Genomic DNA, 15,610 nt, shown 5'->3' with positions numbered 1-15,610 from the left:
CTTTCCTTCGGGTAATAACGAGCCATCTGCTCGATTTGGAGCTTGGCGTGTTTAGAAATTCATATGATTCATGCCGCCATGCATGAATGTGCCGCCCAGAAACGCTTGAATCAGCACGCCGATCGTCAATAGGCCCAGCAAGACGGCGAACAGTATTTCTTCGCTGCGATTGTGGTGAAAACGGCGTAGCCCGGCCCATGCCAACAGCACCGATCCGATTGCGACGGTCATTCCTAGATAGCGATGCGTGGTGAGGATCAGGTTGCGGTCATAAAGATAGAAACCACCAGCAAACCAGCCAAAAAACGCTGCGGCTACTGCGCCCAGGGCACCAATGACGAGCATAATTCGCGCTGCCGAACGCCAGTCAGGCTTACCGCGCGCAACACCAAACGCTTCGGCTGCAAACGCGGCAACAATCATGGCAATTGGAAAATGGATGACAACCGTATGAAGTTTGCCCAGCCAGATGAACAGGCGCTCACCAAAGCTCTTATTACTATTATCTGCCGCTTCGCTATGATCCATCATGCCTCCATGGCCGTCACCCATACCTTCTAAGTGGTTGCCTTCCGGCGCCACGGGGGCTGATCCATCGGGTATCATCGGCATCGTGCCATCATCCATCATATCCTGCATATCGGCGTTCTGCGCAGCTTCACCGGCTCCGTTAGCTTTTTCATGATGGTCTGCGCCAGTTCCCGGACCAGCGCCCATCTCGGTCGGATCGCCGTGCGCAAGAGCAGGAACGCTGAGCGAACTGAGACCAATTGCAATGCACATCATAAATTTGCGAAACTTCTTAATTGGCATCTCAGCCCTTCCTGTAAAAAATTTGAGGTCGCGCATTGCCGTGTCCTTGATGACCGCTAACCAATAATACGCAGCGATAATGGCCACCCCTCAAAAATAATTTCGAGGGCAAAGCTGTCCAGCATGCGTATAAAGAACAGAAACGACGAAATGGGATAATATCAATGCCGCTATCTGACACTAAACTTGATGCGATGCTTGCAAGCTTGCGGGCCGATCAATCAACCGAGGCGCTGGCAAGCGATGATGGTTTCCACAATGATGTCTGGCTCCGTGTCGGCGAAATGAATAGCAGCCGGCTTTCGCGCCAGAAAAGTCTACTGGCGGCGCTGATGTTCGTGACCGCGCTGGGCGCTGGGTTTGGAACGGCCGATCAGCCTGCGCTGGCGATGAACCAAACCAGCCCTTTGATTGGCGGTGCGGATTACTCGCCCGCCAACCTTCTTCACGTTTCACAGTGACGGTGATGAGCATATGAAATTCGGACCAATACAAATTATCCTTCTCGTCCTGCTGGCGCTTGGCGCAGGCTGGATCGGTTCCCTCGGTGCCAAACACTGGAGCCAAAGCGACGACCAAAATGTTGGGGTCCACAGCTTCGTTCACGAAGAGCTTGATCTTGATAAGGCACAAGAGAAGCAGCTTGCAGAGCTGGAAAGTGATTTCGGGATCAGGCGGCAGGCACTGGACCTCGCGCTGCGATCGGCCAATGCCGATCTTGCCGCTGCCATCGAAGAAGAACATCAATACGGCCCCAAGGTTTCTACCGCGATTGAAGCGGTGCATGTTCAAATGGGATTGTTACAAAAAGTCACTGTCGAACATCTCTTCAAGATGCGCGCTTTGTTAAATCCCGACCAGCAAAGGGCGTTTGACGAGCGGGTATCAAACTCGCTGACCGCAGGGTATTAAGTGCAAAAGTCGCAGTCTGACGCGCAAGTTCCGGAAAATGCGCTCATCGCAGAGGCTGCAAAAGGTAGCAAAACTGCATTCAACCGTGTGATGAACCAGCAAGCGCCCCGGCTGCAAAATATCGCCCTGAGAATGATGGGCAACAGTTCAGATGCCGAAGATGCCGTTCAGGAGGCGCTGGCAGCTGCTTGGTTCAAGCTCGCCAGCTTTGATTTGTCGCGACCCATTTCTCCGTGGCTCACCCGGATTACAGTCAATAAATGCCGCGATCTTTTGCGTAAACGTCGGATCAGGCAGTTTTTTGAATTTCACAGCGACAATGAAGCTGGCATGATAGTAGCTGACGATGCACCTGACCCAAGTGCAGAATTGCAGGCGCGTCAGGCGCTTGAAGTCATGCAAAAAGAGATCACTCGCTTGCCAGCGACATTGCGTGAGCCGTTTGTTCTGGTCACTTTTGGCGAGAATAGCCAAGCCGAGGCGGCGCATATTCTCGGAATATCTGAGAAAGCCGTCGAAACGCGAATTTACCGTGCCCGCAATCGCCTGCGAGAAATTTCTGAAAAATTTGAGGGGTGAAGGAGTCTCCTCCGTATTGAGAAGCATATCGGTTTAGTAATCAGGATCACATATGCTTTCTCTTCCCCGTCGCCGCTTCCTTTCATCTGCTCTGCTTGCTGGCGGCGCGGTCGGATTTTCCTCTTCCATGCCTGCTTGGGCACGCGGAGCAATGGCAGGTTCGGTGCGTAAGGGCATTGACGAAGTTTCAGGCTCAAGCATTGATCTTGCCATCGGACGCGGTCAATTTTCAACGGGCGGACGCAGCGGTCATGCAATCGCGGTGAACGGCACCGTGCCGGGGCCGCTGGTAAGGTTACGCGAGGGGCAGGATGTCCGACTGAATGTTACCAACAACCTCGATGAGGATAGCTCAATTCACTGGCACGGCATATTGCTTCCCTTCCAGTTTGATGGTGTTCCGGGCGTGTCCTTTCCCGGTATCAAGCCCGGCGAGACCTTCACAGCGCCCTTCAAGGTGCGCCAGAGCGGCACCTATTGGTGGCACAGCCATTCGGGGCTGCAGGAACAGATGGGGCATTATGGCCCAATCATCGTCGATCCTGCAGGGTCAGACCCGGTAGCTTTTGATCGCGAATATATCATCCTTCTCAGCGAATTTACGCCGATGCACCCACATGTCATCATGAAGAAGCTGAAACATGCTGATGGCTATTTTGACTATCAGAAAACCACTGCCACTGATGATCGCAAATTGAGCGGCAAAGAACGCCGAATGTGGGGCAAAATGCGGATGTCACCCACCGACATACTTGATGTGTCGGCGGCAACTTATACTTATCTTATCAACGGGCACGGCCCTGCCGATAATCTAGAACTGCTTTTCAACCCTGGAGAAAGGGTGCGGCTTAGGATTATCAATGGCAGCGCAATGACCTTCTTTAATCTGCGGATCCCAGGCCTGCCGATGACGGTGGTGCAGGCCGATGGCCAAAATGTCATGCCAGTAGAAACCGATGAATTACAGATCGGGGTTGCAGAAACCTATGACGTCGTTGTCCAGCCAACCGCGGACAAGGCCTTCACCTTCGTAGCAGAATCTATGGACCGCTCGGGCATGGGCGTTGCTACCTTGGTTCCCCGTGCAGGAATGCGCGCCGAAGTCCCGGCCCTGCGCGATCCGCCAATACTGACGATGGCTGACATGGGGATGGCGGGCATGGATCATGGAGCATCGGGTGGTGCGCCAGCAAGCGGCATGGACCATTCGCAAATGGATCACAGCAAGATGAGCGCTGATGAGATGGCCAAGATGGATATGCCCGGGATGGATATGAGCGGCGGTGATGGCATGGCCGGTGTGGACATGAGCGGTATGAAAATGCGCGACACGTCGATGCTGCCGTCCGATGTAAAAGTCGGTCCTGGCCTAGACATGGTTTCAATGAATGCGGCGGACCGCATGGGCGATCCCGGAATCGGACTCGACAAAGTCGATCACCGTGTCCTCAATTACAAGCAGCTCGCGGCTCTGATCCCGAGCACGGACCACCGCAAGGCCTCGCGCAACATGGAAATCCATCTAACCGGCAGCATGGAACGCTATATGTGGTCGTTCGACGGCCAGAAATTCTCAGCCGTCTCCGATGAACCAATCCGCTTCGCCTATAATGAGCGCGTTCGGGTGAAACTCGTCAACGACACGATGATGGCGCACCCGATCCATCTGCACGGACATTTCTTTGAACTGGTCAATGGTCAAAAGAACCAACCGCTCAAGCATACCGTGATTGTTCAACCGGGCGGCAGCGCCAGTTTTGACCTGACCGCCGATGAACCGGGCGACTGGGCGTTTCACTGTCATTTGCTTTATCACATGCACGCAGGGATGTTCCAGATTGTCACGGTTGCCTCACAATCGGGAGCGGACGCATGAAATCGCTGATAATCATTCTCGCGGTCGGTGTATCCGCACCTGCAATGGCGCAACATCAAGGCCATGACATGAGCATGCCAGGGATGACAATGCCCGCGCCAAAAGCAAAGCCCGAACCAAAGCCAACGCTAAAACCCAAGCCTGCGTCTGTTGCGCCGAAGCCCGCGCTTGCCAAACCACAAGCCAAGGCTGCGCCAAAAGCCAAGCCTGCAAAAATTCAGCCCGGCCCTCCCAACACGGTCCCCACCGAAGCGCCAATGGTGATGGACCATGGTAGCATGGATCATAGTCAAATGGACGAGCAGCCAGCGATGGCGGATATGGATCATTCGACAATGGATCATGGCCAGATGGATCATGAAGCTATGGATATGCCAGGTAATGACATGGCCGATATGACGGCGCCCATGGCTGACGAAACACCTCCTCCCGAAGCTGGTAGAGGGCCTGCGCGTGCTGCCGATGCGATATGGGGAGCTGACGCTATGAGCGGCTCCAGGAAGCAGCTGGCGGCGGAAAATGGCGGCATGAAAACGCTTTGGGTGATGGCTGATCGCGCTGAATATCGTGTGCGAGATGGCAAGAACGGCTACTTGTGGGACGGTCAGGGCTATTATGGCGGCGATATCGACAAATTCTGGTTCAAGAGCGAAGGCGAAGGCAATTTCGGCGAAAAGATAGAAAGCGCAGAGGTGCAGGCGCTATGGAGCCATGCCATTGCACCATTTTTCGATTTGCAAGCGGGCGTGAGGCAGGATTTTGCGCCGCGCGACCGGACCTATGCAGTTATTGGAATACAGGGTCTTGCGCCTTACCTGTTCGAAATCGATGGGGCAGCATTTTTGTCTGACCGGGGCGATTTGACTGCGCGCTTCGAGGCTGAATATGACCAGCGCATAACGCAGCGACTGATCCTGCAACCCCGCGCAGAACTCAATCTTGCGGCGCAGGATGTTCCTGAATTGGGGATTGGCGCGGGGATCGATGCTGCTGAACTGGGAATACGCTTACGATATGAATTTGCCCGCGAGTTTGCGCCCTATATCGGCATCGAACAGGAATGGAAAGTTGGGCAAAGCGCCAGATACGCGCGGGCGGGCGGAGAAGATCCCAGCGTCACCAATTATGTTATCGGGATTAGATTCTGGTTCTAATATTTTTAGGGGGGGGGAGTATGGAATATATTGGTTTGGCGCTAATTTTGACGCTTTCTACAATTTCTTATCAAGCTGTGGCGCACGATAAAGACGCAGAATCTGCATCTATGATGGGGACACCTGAAAGCACGCTCGAAGCATATCGAAGCGGCATAGAAAGTCTCGATGATACCAATATGCCCCGCCTATTCACGGATGACGCGCTGGTATTTGAAAATGGAAAAGCGGAGGGCAGCTTTAGCAATTATCTTGCCCATCATCTCAGTCCTGAACTCAAAGAGTTTGAGAGCTTTACATTCAACAATGAGACTATCGATATATCTGTCATAGGTGAAACAGCAATCGCCTGGGAAACCTATACATATACGATAGTGCTAAAGGATGGCCGGATTATCGAAAGGCAAGGCGTTGCCACTGCGGTTCTCGTGAAACGAGACGAAAGCTGGAAAATTGCTCAATATCACTCATCTTCCCGCACGCCCAAGAAATAGCATGGCAAGACAGCAATAAAACCGATGCCTTTTTGGGAGGAGATAGCGTGACACAAAAGACCCATATACGGGCGAGTAAAATTCATAAATGGCTCGCGCTCTTTATCGGTGCACAGTTGCTGCTCTGGTTTGCAAGCGGCGTTATTATGAGCGTTGTGCCAATCGAGACGGTCCGCAGCGAACATCTTGTCGCGCGAGAGCCTGAACAACTCAATAGCCTTGTTGGGCTAGTGACACCTGAAAATTTGGGTCGCGAAATATCGGGGAACGTGGTTTCCTTGCGATACCGTAGTGTCTTAGGCAGGCCTGTTGCTGAACTTGAAAATGGGCGAGGCGAGACATTCCTTTACGATGCCAAAACGGGCATCAAACGTAGCCAAATAACGTCAAAAGAAGCCGGGTTAATAACGTCTCGCGCTTGGATAACCGGTCGCCCCAATATTGCGGCCGTCGAAAAGGTTGTGACCGGCTCCACAGAATATCGAGGCGCGCTTCCTGCTTGGCGAGTTGATACCGAGGATGACGTTTCTGTCTATATTCCGCTATCGACTGGCGAGATTGCAGCGGTGCGTAGCACAACTTGGCGTGTTTATGATTTCTTCTGGGGTCTGCATATCATGGACTGGAAAAACCATGAGAATTTCAACAGCTGGTGGCTCGTCATTTTTGCATTGGGCGGCCTGACTATGGCTCTTTCTGGATTGTTACTCATCATTAAGCGATGGCCGTTTCGGCGAAGTCGTAAGGGCCGGAACCTTCACACTACTCACGCGTAGTCTGGCCGTATTAAAAACACTTGCGCCTGATAAAAATAGGGAGAGGAAAACATGGGTAAATACACACGTTTCATCGTCATGATACTGACTTCAACGCTTGCGATGTTCGGGCTGATGTATCTCAACACCTATGCATTCGACCACGTATATTTTAGTGAGACACGCACATGGATGGCAATCTACATGGGCGCTGCGATGGCGATTATCATGTTGTTATTTATGCTTGGCATGTATGATGATAAGCGCAAGAATGCGATGATATTGGGCGGCGCAGTTCTCATATTTGCCGGCTCCTTGTTTCTTGTCCGATCGCAGGATACGGTTTCCGATCAGGCGTGGCAAAAGGCGATGATACCTCATCATAGCATTGCCATACTGACAAGTGAGCGCGCCAATATTGAAGATAAAAGAGTGCGCGAGCTAGCCGATGGAATTATCAGAGCCCAACGGAGAGAAATCAAAGAAATGGAATGGTTGATCAACGATATCAATCAAAATGGCAAGGCAACGACAGATGCAGAAGCCTCGGCGCGCGCCGTCCCAAAATTTGAAGGCGAGCTAAATCCCGCCGACTAACGCTAATGCTCACATCATTACAAACGTCCGAGTAGTTATCTATAAAGCCATTTTTTTCTGATGCCCGTCTGTTAGTTCTGATGTTGGATCAATATTGAGAGTTGAGCTGCTGTAGTTGCGAAGATTGAAACTATATGGTTGGAGATGCTAACCGTAGACTAGCAAGCGGTGCCTGCTTCCACTCAACTGAACATTGGAAGCCGCCATATCGCCAACGGCCCAATAGCAGTCGGTCCGATACGCGCCCATTTGAAGACATTAGCGTCTGGGCTGCCATAACCCGATAGCGGGCCTAAGGCCGAGCCATATTCAGTGAAACATTGCATCAACGATGGCGCAGTCCGGGACTTCTCCGCCATCGCATTTCTGCGCCATGTCCGACAATGTTTGCTCCAAACGTTTCAGGTCGGATATTTTCTGTTGAATAGTGGTAATGTGATTGTTGGTTACGGCCAGCACTTCGCCGCACGTATATTCGTTGGAATCGACCAGGCCGAGCAGGCCTCTCAGCTCTGCAATTGAAAAACCGAGTTCCCGTGCGCGCAGAATGAAGCGTAACCGCGCCTGATCATCGGACGAATAGACCCGGTGACCACTGCTCGTGCGATCTACGGCGCGTAACAGCTCGATATTCTCGTAATACCTTATCGTTTCGATGTTACATCCGGCGATTTTCGCCAGTTTTCCGCGCTTGACAGATGGTTGCATAAAAAGTCCTTGTTCCTGTAGTTACTACAGAGAGTATAGTCGTCTCCATCGAAGATCAATCGCAATGAAAGAGTATATTTTGCCAGGGACTATCCAGACAGAAATGCCTGCTCCATCACCGGACAAACGCAGTTGGTGGGCTGTTGGCGGCATCTCCGGGGCTATATTGGCATCGTCCTGCTGCATCGCACCACTCGTCCTTGTAACACTTGGAGTTAGCGGAGCGTGGATCGGAAATCTAACTGCGCTCGAACCCTATAAGTGGTATTTTGTGTCAGTGACCCTCGGGTTTCTGGCTGCGGGTTTTTGGCATGTCTATTTTCGGACAAAACCTGCCTGTGAAGAAGGCTCATATTGTGCCCGACCACAATCCACCATCGTCACGAAAACCGCTCTCTGGGTGGGAACATTGCTCATCGCTCTATCCATCACAATCGATTGGTGGGCACCGTATTTTTATTAGGAGAAAGATTATGAAACCTGCTTACATCATTTTTACAGTCGTTGTCGCTCTTGGAGCAGGCGGACTGGGAGCGGTGGCATTGTTGCCGACGTCCGGTGCTCAAGCCGTTGCAGAAGCGGCATCTCAGAATGCCCCAAAAACTGAAACATTCGATATCGAAAAAATGACCTGCGCCGCCTGTCCGATTACAGTCAAGAAGGCGATGGGCAAGGTCAGCGGCGTGTCTTCTGTCGATGTCGATTTTCAGGCAAAAACCGCAACAGTGACCTTTGATCCCAAACTGGCAAATGCATCCGCAATTGCTTCTGCATCGACCAACGCCGGTTATCCAGCCAGCATAGTGGCTGATGGAGCGGATCGCTGATGCAGCCTCAATCCAGATTGACCTGCCCTGATTGCGGGCATCAGGAAACCGAGACCATGCCGACCGATGCCTGTCAGTTCTTCTATGACTGCAAGGGGTGCAAGATTGTTTTGCGACCCAATGCGGGCGATTGCTGTGTCTACTGCTCCTTTGGCACCGTTCCGTGTCCGCCCATTCAGGAGGCTCAGGCATCTGGCGCAATCGCGTCCTGTTGCTGAGATTGAGGGATTCAAATGGAAACACAAAAATTCGATCTTGTTGTTCTGGGCGTCGGCATGGCGGCCGTCACCGCGGCTAACAAATGTGCGTCAGCTGGCTGGTCAGTCGCAGTCGTGGACGAGCTACCCTATGGCGGCACATGTGCCCTTAGAGGATGCGACCCCAAAAAGATGTTGAGGCGCGGCGCCGAAATATTCGACGCTGCTTCCTTGATGAAGGGCAAGGGCATAGAGCCCGGCAGCCTGGCTATCAACTGGTCGGACCTGATGGCGTTCAAGCGGACATTCACGGAAAAAATGCCGCCAAAAATAGAATCTGGACTCGATGTGAACGGTGTCACCACGTTGCACGGCAGCGCAAAATTTATCGGCAAAAATAAAATCGAGATTAGCGGTAATACGCTGCTGGAAGCGAAGAAGGTGCTGATTGCTACAGGTGCAAAGCCCCGAAAAATTGATTTGCCTGGGGCGCAGTATCTCATTGATAGCACAGAGTTTCTGGAACTGGAGAGCCTCCCGAAAAAGATCTTGTTTGTCGGTGGCGGGTTCATCTCCTTCGAGTTCGCTCATATCGCGGCGCGCGCGGGCAGCGACATTCAGATCATTGATCGCGGCGAGCGTGCGCTCAAGGGATTTGATCCCGATCTTGTCGATAAATTGCTGGAGCGAAGCAAAGAGGCAGGAATCGAGGTGGTTCAGAAGACCAGTCTCGTCTCCATCGCCCAAGAAGGTAGCGGCTATTCGGCTACCCTTGATGTCGACGGCAACACGCAAAAATATTCGGTTGATCTGATCGTGCATGGCGCGGGGCGCGTTCCTGCGATCGACTATCTCGATCTGGACAAGGCGGGCGTCGATTCCAGCGCCCACGGCGTCAAAGTGAATGAATTTCTGCAAAGCATCTCCAATCCGTCAATTTATGCAGCGGGTGATGCGGCGGACACCAAAGGTGCACCGCTCACGCCGGTGGCCGTGTTTGAAGGCAAGGTGGCTGCGTCAAATATGCTGAAAGGCAATCATGCCAAACCGGACTATAAAGGCGTTCCCACAGTGGTATTTACGATACCCGAACTGGCGCGCGTGGGCATGCTGGAAGAAGAAGCAAAAGCGGCCGGTTACAAGCTGCGCATCGCGACAAACGATACAAGCGGCTGGTATTCCAATCTTCGGGTGGGGGAGACCTGCGCTGCAACCAAAGTCATCATCGACGATGAAACCGACAAGATATTGGGCGCGCATTTGCTGGGGCCGGAATATGCCGAAATCATCAATTTCTTCAGTCTGGCGATGCGGCTTGATTTGACCACCAGCGACCTGAAAAAAATGGTGAGCGCCTATCCATCGGTTGGTTCCGATATTGGCTCGATGTTGTGAGGTAAACTGCTATAACTTTGAAGATCGAAATTAAATCGTTGGAGGTCGTTAAAGTGAACAAACCGATGACCTCTGCTTTCGCACAACCGAACATTGGAAGCCGCCAGTCTGAAATGCGTCCAGTTGTTGTCGTTCCCGCGATCTGTTCTCGATACTGAAAGCTGAATTTCAGCGTATCAAACTTGCAGTCGCAGCCAAGATACACTGAAAATATAATCTCAGATCAATTGGCTTTATCCAAGGTAGCTAGTGTTCGACGAAGATTTTGATTCCCAGGCCAATGAGAATGACGCCTCCTGCGACTTCGGCATGTCTCCCGATGCGCGAGCTTGCCATTCCGCCGATCATCACGCCCAAGCTGGAAAGCAAAGCTGTAACTGTCCCAATAATAACACAGGCCAGTAAAACCGGAAGGCCAAGAGCAGGCAGCATGATGCCGGCAGCAAAGGCGTCTATGCTCGTTGCTATCGCAGCCGTTCCCAGCGCCCAGCCTGAGAGACTGGACACCGCATCTCTTTCGTTCCTGCCCAGCGCTTCCCAAAGCATTTTTAACCCTAAACCGCTGAGCAGAATGAGAGCAATCCAGTGATCATAAGCGCTGATCTCCGAAACAAAAGCTATTCCAAGGGCCCATCCCAGAAATGGCATGATGCCCTGCGCTACGCCAAATGCCATTCCCGTTCGAGTGGCGTGAAACATGGAATTATGTCCTGCAGCCCCTTGAGCAACCGCCACCGCAAAGGCGTCCATCGCCAAGCCCACAGCAAGAGCTACAATGAGAAACAGGTTTTCCATTTAATGCGCTTTCCCAGCCGTCTAAGCTGGATTCACTTCCACGGTGATATGAGAAAGCCCCACGGTTTCGGCCAGTCTCTCGCGATAAACAGCGGGGGCTGTATCACTTTCCGTAATGACTGCTACAATAGCGGCATGGTGTCCTGGACCCAGTTGCCAGACATGCAGGTCGGAGATTTTGTCTCCAGCTTCCTCGATGATCGAGCGGATTTTTGCTGAGACTGGGTCGCCCGCTTTTCTGTAATCCAGCATCGTTGAGCCGGTATCGCGCATCAAACCCCATGACCAGCGCGCAATGACAAGCGAACCGACGATACCCATGAGCGGGTCAAGCCATATCCATCCGTAGATGCTGCCGGCTATCAGCGCAATTATTGCCAATACCGATGTTAGAGCATCAGCCAGCACATGGAGATAAGCAGCGCGCAGATTTTGGTCCCGGCCATGGTGTTCAGCATGATGGTCGTGATCGTGGCTATGATCGTGATGATGGCTGTCCCCATGATGATGATCATGATCGTCGCGGAGAAACCAAGCACTGACCAGATTCACAATTAGGCCAATGATGGCCACGAAGATTGCCTGGGGGAAGCTGATCGGGATCGGATTTGCCAGTCTGACGACACTTTCCCATCCTATCAGTAGCGCAACCAACGCCAGAACAATTGCGCTGGCGAAAGCTGCAAGGTCCCCCACCTTGCCGGTGCCGAATGTGAAGCGGGGGTTCTTGGCATTGCGGCGTGCATATAGATAGGCGAGCGCAGCGATCAGCATCGCAGCGGCGTGCGTGGACATATGCCAGCCATCGGCGACCAGCGCCATCGAACCGTAAATTGTCCCGGCTGCAATCTCGACAACCATCATCACGCTGGTCAGGGCAATAACGAACCAGGTCCGGCGTTCGTTCCGTTCGTGATTTTGGCCTAAAAATACGTGATCATGTTCGTGTCCGGCTTGAGTTGCAGCTTCGGAGGTTATCATTTCAAATATGTCCGGATAACCTGGATCAGATCTGTCGCGCCTTGAGCGCGCGCTTCATCAGTGTCCGTTTCAGGATTGGAGACATGTTCGCGGACATGATCCTCAATCAATTCCACGGTAAGCCCATTTACGGCTCCTCGAACCGAGGCGACAAGATTGAGTATCTCACCGCAAGGAGCCTTGTTTTCCAAAGCCCGCTCAATGGCTTCTAGTTGCCCTTTAAGGCGGCTGACGCGCGCCAGAAGCTTTTTATCATCCGATGTATGTGACATAGCATAGGGGGCTACCCTATATTCTGAATTTTGTAAAGGACCTGTTGAATCGCAATAGATTATGTCCCCCGTCAGCGATTGATTGAGTGTTCATCGCGTTGGCTTGGCGTGGCAGTGGTTTTAGATGTATTGCGCATCTGTTCTACTATTTTTCAATAGCCACAAACAGCACCAACTGAGCCCAAAAATCCAACCGCCCAGCACATCGCTTGGCCAATGGACGCCCAAGGCAATCCTCGACGTGCCGATCAAGACAGCCAATAATAGCGCACCACAAATCAGGGAAAAACGTGCATATCGGCCTGGCACGAGTTTAAATAGCGCCAGTGCGGTAAGGATATAGGCGATAGTCGAGTTCGCGGCATGGCCGCTTGGAAAACTCGCTGAATTGGGAACAGAAAGATATTCTACAATCGCAGGTCGCGGCCTGCCGAAAAAATCTTTTAATAAGGATACTGCCCAAAATCCACTGAGAGACAAAGCGGGCAACAAGAATGCATTGAAATAGGCTTTTTTGGCGATCAGAAAGAATGATACGGCAAATATGACCAGAAGCAGGAAGGTTGAATCTCCCAAAAAGGTGATATTGCGGACAAATTGGAGCAGCCAGTCCGGGCCCATCAGTATATCCGAATTTCTCGGCGATCGAAAAGCAAGCAAAAGGGTTCTATCTATTGCATCTAAATGACCTTTCGCCACCTTCGACCAGAATACCAAGAAAATTCCGGCTAGAATGAATGATGGTATCAATTCGAAACCGCGCTGAAATATCTTTAGACGAACGCTCATATCTTCACTCGTTTTTTGCGTTTTGGGTCAACCCTGCTTGATTGCATTAAACTCGGCTCAAATCTGATATTCAACAGGCTCTCGCTCTTCCATCCATGAGCACGACCGGCATGATGGCCGCACCGATTAACTTTCCTTATATCCCAGCAGCCGCAAGGCATTTATGACCACGACAAGCGTCGATCCTTCATGCATCACGACAGCGGGGCCGATCCCCAGGCCGAAGAGTGTTGCCGGGATCAATACGGCCACCACGCCGAGACTGATCCAAAGATTTTGACGGATAATGCTACTTGTCGATCTGCTGAGACCAACGGCAAAAGGCAATGTTGCCAGATCATCTGCCATTAACGCGATATCTGCCGTTTCAAGCGCGACATCGGAACCGGCGGCTCCCATGGCTATTCCAACAGTCGCATTTGCCATCGCGGGGGCATCGTTCACACCATCACCAACCATCGCCACTCCGCCCTGATCGCTCAGTTGAGCAATTTTCTCGACCTTGTCATCCGGCATTAGGTCACCAAAGGCTTCGTCAAGACCTACTTCCAGGGCGATCGCGTCGGCGACTTTCTGATTGTCGCCAGAAATCATCATCATCCGTGAGATTCCAATAGACCGGAGCTTGTTTATCACTTCGGACGCTGCAGCGCGGGGCGTATCCATGAGGCCGAGAACGCCAATAAATTTGCCGCCACGCCTGACAATCATGGTGGTGCGACCGCGTGAAGACATTTCGGTGACTTTTTGGGCGACATCTTCAGGAAGCGAATCCTGATCATCGTCGAGAAACAGCCCCGCTTTTCCTATCAAGACCTTTTCGCCATTGATTTTGGCAGTAACGCCTTTGCCCGTTATGCTCTGAAAATTTGTAGCGATCAGATCCGATGATCCGAGGCGTTTTTCTGCAGCACGCACAATAGCTTGCGCCAGAGGGTGATCACTATGCACTTCGACAGCGGCAGAAATAGCGATGAGTTCGTCTGCTCCAATTTCTCCGAAAGGCACCGTTTCGACTAACTCCGGTTCGCCAATCGTAAGGGTCCCGGTTTTGTCAAAAGCGATCGAATCAAGCTTACCCAGCATCTCGAGAGGCGCGCCGCCCTTTATGAGAACGCCGCCCCGCGCTGCACGGGCAATCCCGCTTAAAACAGCGCTGGGTGTTGCAATAGCCAGCGCACAGGGGCTGGCGGCAACGAGGACTGCCATCGCCCTGTAAATGCTATCGGAGACTGGCTCGTCTATCACCAACCAAGAAAATCCAGTTGCGATTGCAAGCAGAATGACAACCGGCACAAAAATCCGCTCAAACTTATTGGTGAAGCTCTGCGTTGGCGATTGACGCGTCTCCGCATCGTTCACCATTTCGACAACCCGGGCCAATGTGGTTTCCGACGCCAATCGGGTGACTTGCACTTCGAGGCTACCGCTTCCGTTTATGGATCCGGCGAAAACCCTATGTTCGGATTTGACTTTATCGGCTGCTTTGGCCGCCGCTGCAGCATTGTCGACCGGACGCTTGTCGACCGGGACGCTCTCACCGGTTATGGGAGCCTGGTTGACGCTGCTCGCCCCTTTGACAACAAAACCGTCTGCTGGAAGTCGCTCGTTGGAGCGGATGATTACAATATCGCCGATTACCAACTCGGCCACGGGCAATCGCAATTCCTCTCCATCCCTGCGGACCACCGCCTCCTCGGGAGCAAGGTCAGACAGTGCGGATATGGCATTGCGCGCGCGGGCCATTGCATAATTTTCAAGTGCATGGCCGATGCTGAACAGGAATAATAGAAATGCTCCCTCTGCCCATGCCCCGAGCCACGCCGCCCCGCCGGCGGCAACGATCATGAGAAAATCTATTTCAAATTTTCGATTTCTGATTTTTTCGAAGGCTTCCAATATCGTAAAATAGCCGCCGAAAAAATAGGCCGCTACCAAAAACCAGAACCCAATATTCGCCGGCAGAAGATTGATTTTTGGTCCCAGCCATCCGGCAAGAAGGGTTGCACCGCAAAGGCCTGCAAATACCATTTCTGCACGGCCACCAAGCAGCCTGTCGATTAGCCCTCCGTGCGAGTGATCCGAATTTTCCGAATGCTTGCTGTGCTCATCGGTCATTTCTGTTCTGCCGCTCGCGTGAGAACATCAACCTTTTCGAGGCTGACTAGCCCGATCCCCCGCAGATCGTCTAGCTGAGTGTAGAAATCTTCCAGTCGTGCCCGGGCATCGATTATTTCGATCACCACCGGTGGATTATCGCCAATTCCGAACGCGTGATGTTCATGAACAATGGAAGACGAGGAGAACCCCAATATTCCTTTCAGGACGGTGCCTCCGCGAAGGCCATAAGATCTGGCCCGATCAATAATGGTGGTAACAACTGTCTCGTCCCCATGCATTGCGGCTTCATCGGTATAAATCCGCATGAGTGATATTTGTTGCGGCTTTTGCATTATGCACTCCTTC

General features: G+C 52.3%; 20 protein-coding genes. 12 read left to right on the top strand and 8 right to left on the bottom strand.

Annotated features, from left to right (window positions below):
* Nucleotides 1-51: 51 nt before the first annotated feature.
* The gene (locus BOSE62_RS17380) at nt 52-849 is read right to left on the bottom strand and encodes a DUF2231 domain-containing protein (protein ID WP_236553976.1); all 798 of its coding nucleotides are present in this window, start codon (nt 847-849) and stop codon (nt 52-54) included.
* 128 nt (nt 850-977) lie between these two features.
* Between BOSE62_RS17380 and BOSE62_RS10070 the strand changes: the two genes are divergently transcribed.
* From BOSE62_RS10070 to BOSE62_RS10035, 8 genes are read left to right on the top strand one after another with little or no spacing between them, the layout of a single operon-like run.
* The gene (locus BOSE62_RS10070; protein WP_100093779.1) at nt 978-1,274 is read left to right on the top strand and encodes a hypothetical protein; all 297 of its coding nucleotides are present in this window, start codon (nt 978-980) and stop codon (nt 1,272-1,274) included.
* Nucleotides 1,275-1,287: 13 nt separating this feature from the next.
* Nucleotides 1,288-1,725, top strand: coding sequence for a periplasmic heavy metal sensor (locus BOSE62_RS10065; RefSeq protein ID WP_100093780.1), 438 nt, complete (start codon nt 1,288-1,290; stop codon nt 1,723-1,725).
* The gene (locus tag BOSE62_RS10060; protein ID WP_236553974.1) at nt 1,726-2,304 is read left to right on the top strand and encodes an RNA polymerase sigma factor; all 579 of its coding nucleotides are present in this window, start codon (nt 1,726-1,728) and stop codon (nt 2,302-2,304) included.
* 52 nt (nt 2,305-2,356) lie between these two features.
* Nucleotides 2,357-4,180 (top strand): copper resistance system multicopper oxidase, encoded by a 1,824-nt coding sequence (locus tag BOSE62_RS10055; RefSeq protein ID WP_100093781.1) that lies wholly within the window; start codon nt 2,357-2,359, stop codon nt 4,178-4,180.
* Nucleotides 4,177-5,334: a copper resistance protein B gene (locus BOSE62_RS10050; protein WP_100093782.1), complete on the top strand. Its 1,158-nt coding sequence runs from the start codon at nt 4,177-4,179 to the stop codon at nt 5,332-5,334. Before BOSE62_RS10055 ends, BOSE62_RS10050 begins: the two co-directional genes overlap by 4 nt.
* A 20-nt stretch (nt 5,335-5,354) precedes the next feature.
* Complete coding sequence (locus BOSE62_RS10045) at nt 5,355-5,828, top strand: YybH family protein (protein ID WP_100093783.1); 474 nt, start codon at nt 5,355-5,357, stop codon at nt 5,826-5,828.
* Nucleotides 5,829-5,875: 47 nt separating this feature from the next.
* Nucleotides 5,876-6,604 (top strand): PepSY domain-containing protein, encoded by a 729-nt coding sequence (locus BOSE62_RS10040; protein ID WP_159645589.1) that lies wholly within the window; start codon nt 5,876-5,878, stop codon nt 6,602-6,604.
* A gap of 51 nt (nt 6,605-6,655) precedes the next feature.
* A complete protein-coding gene (locus BOSE62_RS10035) occupies nt 6,656-7,180 on the top strand; it encodes a DUF305 domain-containing protein (RefSeq protein WP_100093785.1) in 525 nt (174 codons plus the stop codon).
* 309 nt (nt 7,181-7,489) lie between these two features.
* Here the strand turns inward: BOSE62_RS10035 and BOSE62_RS10030 are convergent, their stop codons facing one another.
* Nucleotides 7,490-7,888, bottom strand: coding sequence for a MerR family transcriptional regulator (locus tag BOSE62_RS10030; protein ID WP_100093786.1), 399 nt, complete (start codon nt 7,886-7,888; stop codon nt 7,490-7,492).
* Here BOSE62_RS10030 and BOSE62_RS10025 point away from each other — a divergent pair.
* Genes BOSE62_RS10025 through BOSE62_RS10015 form a run of 4 tightly spaced genes read left to right on the top strand, consistent with a single transcriptional unit; the run spans nt 7,836 to nt 10,307 of the window.
* Complete coding sequence (locus tag BOSE62_RS10025) at nt 7,836-8,351, top strand: mercuric transporter MerT family protein (protein WP_328799777.1); 516 nt, start codon at nt 7,836-7,838, stop codon at nt 8,349-8,351. The two genes, BOSE62_RS10030 and BOSE62_RS10025, sit on opposite strands and share 53 nt — an antisense overlap.
* A 10-nt stretch (nt 8,352-8,361) precedes the next feature.
* Entirely contained in the window at nt 8,362-8,715 is a 354-nt protein-coding gene (locus BOSE62_RS10020; protein WP_100093788.1) for a cation transporter, read from the top strand.
* Nucleotides 8,715-8,933 carry a GDCCVxC domain-containing (seleno)protein gene (locus tag BOSE62_RS17575; protein ID WP_100093789.1) on the top strand — a complete coding sequence of 73 codons (219 nt, stop codon included), beginning with the start codon at nt 8,715-8,717 and terminating at the stop codon, nt 8,931-8,933. The genes BOSE62_RS10020 and BOSE62_RS17575 overlap by 1 nt, the downstream gene beginning before the upstream one ends.
* 15 nt (nt 8,934-8,948) lie before the next feature.
* Nucleotides 8,949-10,307 carry a dihydrolipoyl dehydrogenase family protein gene (locus BOSE62_RS10015; protein ID WP_100093790.1) on the top strand — a complete coding sequence of 453 codons (1,359 nt, stop codon included), beginning with the start codon at nt 8,949-8,951 and terminating at the stop codon, nt 10,305-10,307.
* Between the two features lie 246 nt (nt 10,308-10,553).
* Here the strand turns inward: BOSE62_RS10015 and BOSE62_RS10010 are convergent, their stop codons facing one another.
* The 6 genes from BOSE62_RS10010 to BOSE62_RS09985 form a co-directional block, all read right to left on the bottom strand.
* Complete coding sequence (locus BOSE62_RS10010; protein ID WP_100093791.1) at nt 10,554-11,102, bottom strand: manganese efflux pump MntP; 549 nt, start codon at nt 11,100-11,102, stop codon at nt 10,554-10,556.
* A gap of 21 nt (nt 11,103-11,123) precedes the next feature.
* A complete protein-coding gene (gene dmeF / locus BOSE62_RS10005; RefSeq protein WP_159645586.1) occupies nt 11,124-12,083 on the bottom strand; it encodes a CDF family Co(II)/Ni(II) efflux transporter DmeF in 960 nt (319 codons plus the stop codon).
* The gene (locus BOSE62_RS10000) at nt 12,080-12,355 is read right to left on the bottom strand and encodes a metal/formaldehyde-sensitive transcriptional repressor (protein WP_159645583.1); all 276 of its coding nucleotides are present in this window, start codon (nt 12,353-12,355) and stop codon (nt 12,080-12,082) included. The genes dmeF and BOSE62_RS10000 overlap by 4 nt, the downstream gene beginning before the upstream one ends.
* 120 nt (nt 12,356-12,475) lie before the next feature.
* On the bottom strand, nt 12,476-13,144 hold the full coding sequence (locus BOSE62_RS09995) for a phosphatase PAP2 family protein (protein WP_100093794.1): 669 nt from the start codon (nt 13,142-13,144) through the stop codon (nt 12,476-12,478).
* Nucleotides 13,145-13,270: 126 nt separating this feature from the next.
* The gene (locus BOSE62_RS09990) at nt 13,271-15,262 is read right to left on the bottom strand and encodes a heavy metal translocating P-type ATPase (protein ID WP_100093795.1); all 1,992 of its coding nucleotides are present in this window, start codon (nt 15,260-15,262) and stop codon (nt 13,271-13,273) included.
* The gene (locus BOSE62_RS09985; RefSeq protein ID WP_100093796.1) at nt 15,259-15,597 is read right to left on the bottom strand and encodes a DUF190 domain-containing protein; all 339 of its coding nucleotides are present in this window, start codon (nt 15,595-15,597) and stop codon (nt 15,259-15,261) included. The genes BOSE62_RS09990 and BOSE62_RS09985 overlap by 4 nt, the downstream gene beginning before the upstream one ends.
* Between the last annotated feature and the right edge of the window lie 13 nt (nt 15,598-15,610).

The organism is Sphingorhabdus sp. 109 (genome assembly GCF_902506555.1).
Classification (GTDB): domain Bacteria; phylum Pseudomonadota; class Alphaproteobacteria; order Sphingomonadales; family Sphingomonadaceae; genus Parasphingorhabdus.
This window is presented reverse-complemented; position numbering and strand designations above follow the sequence as displayed.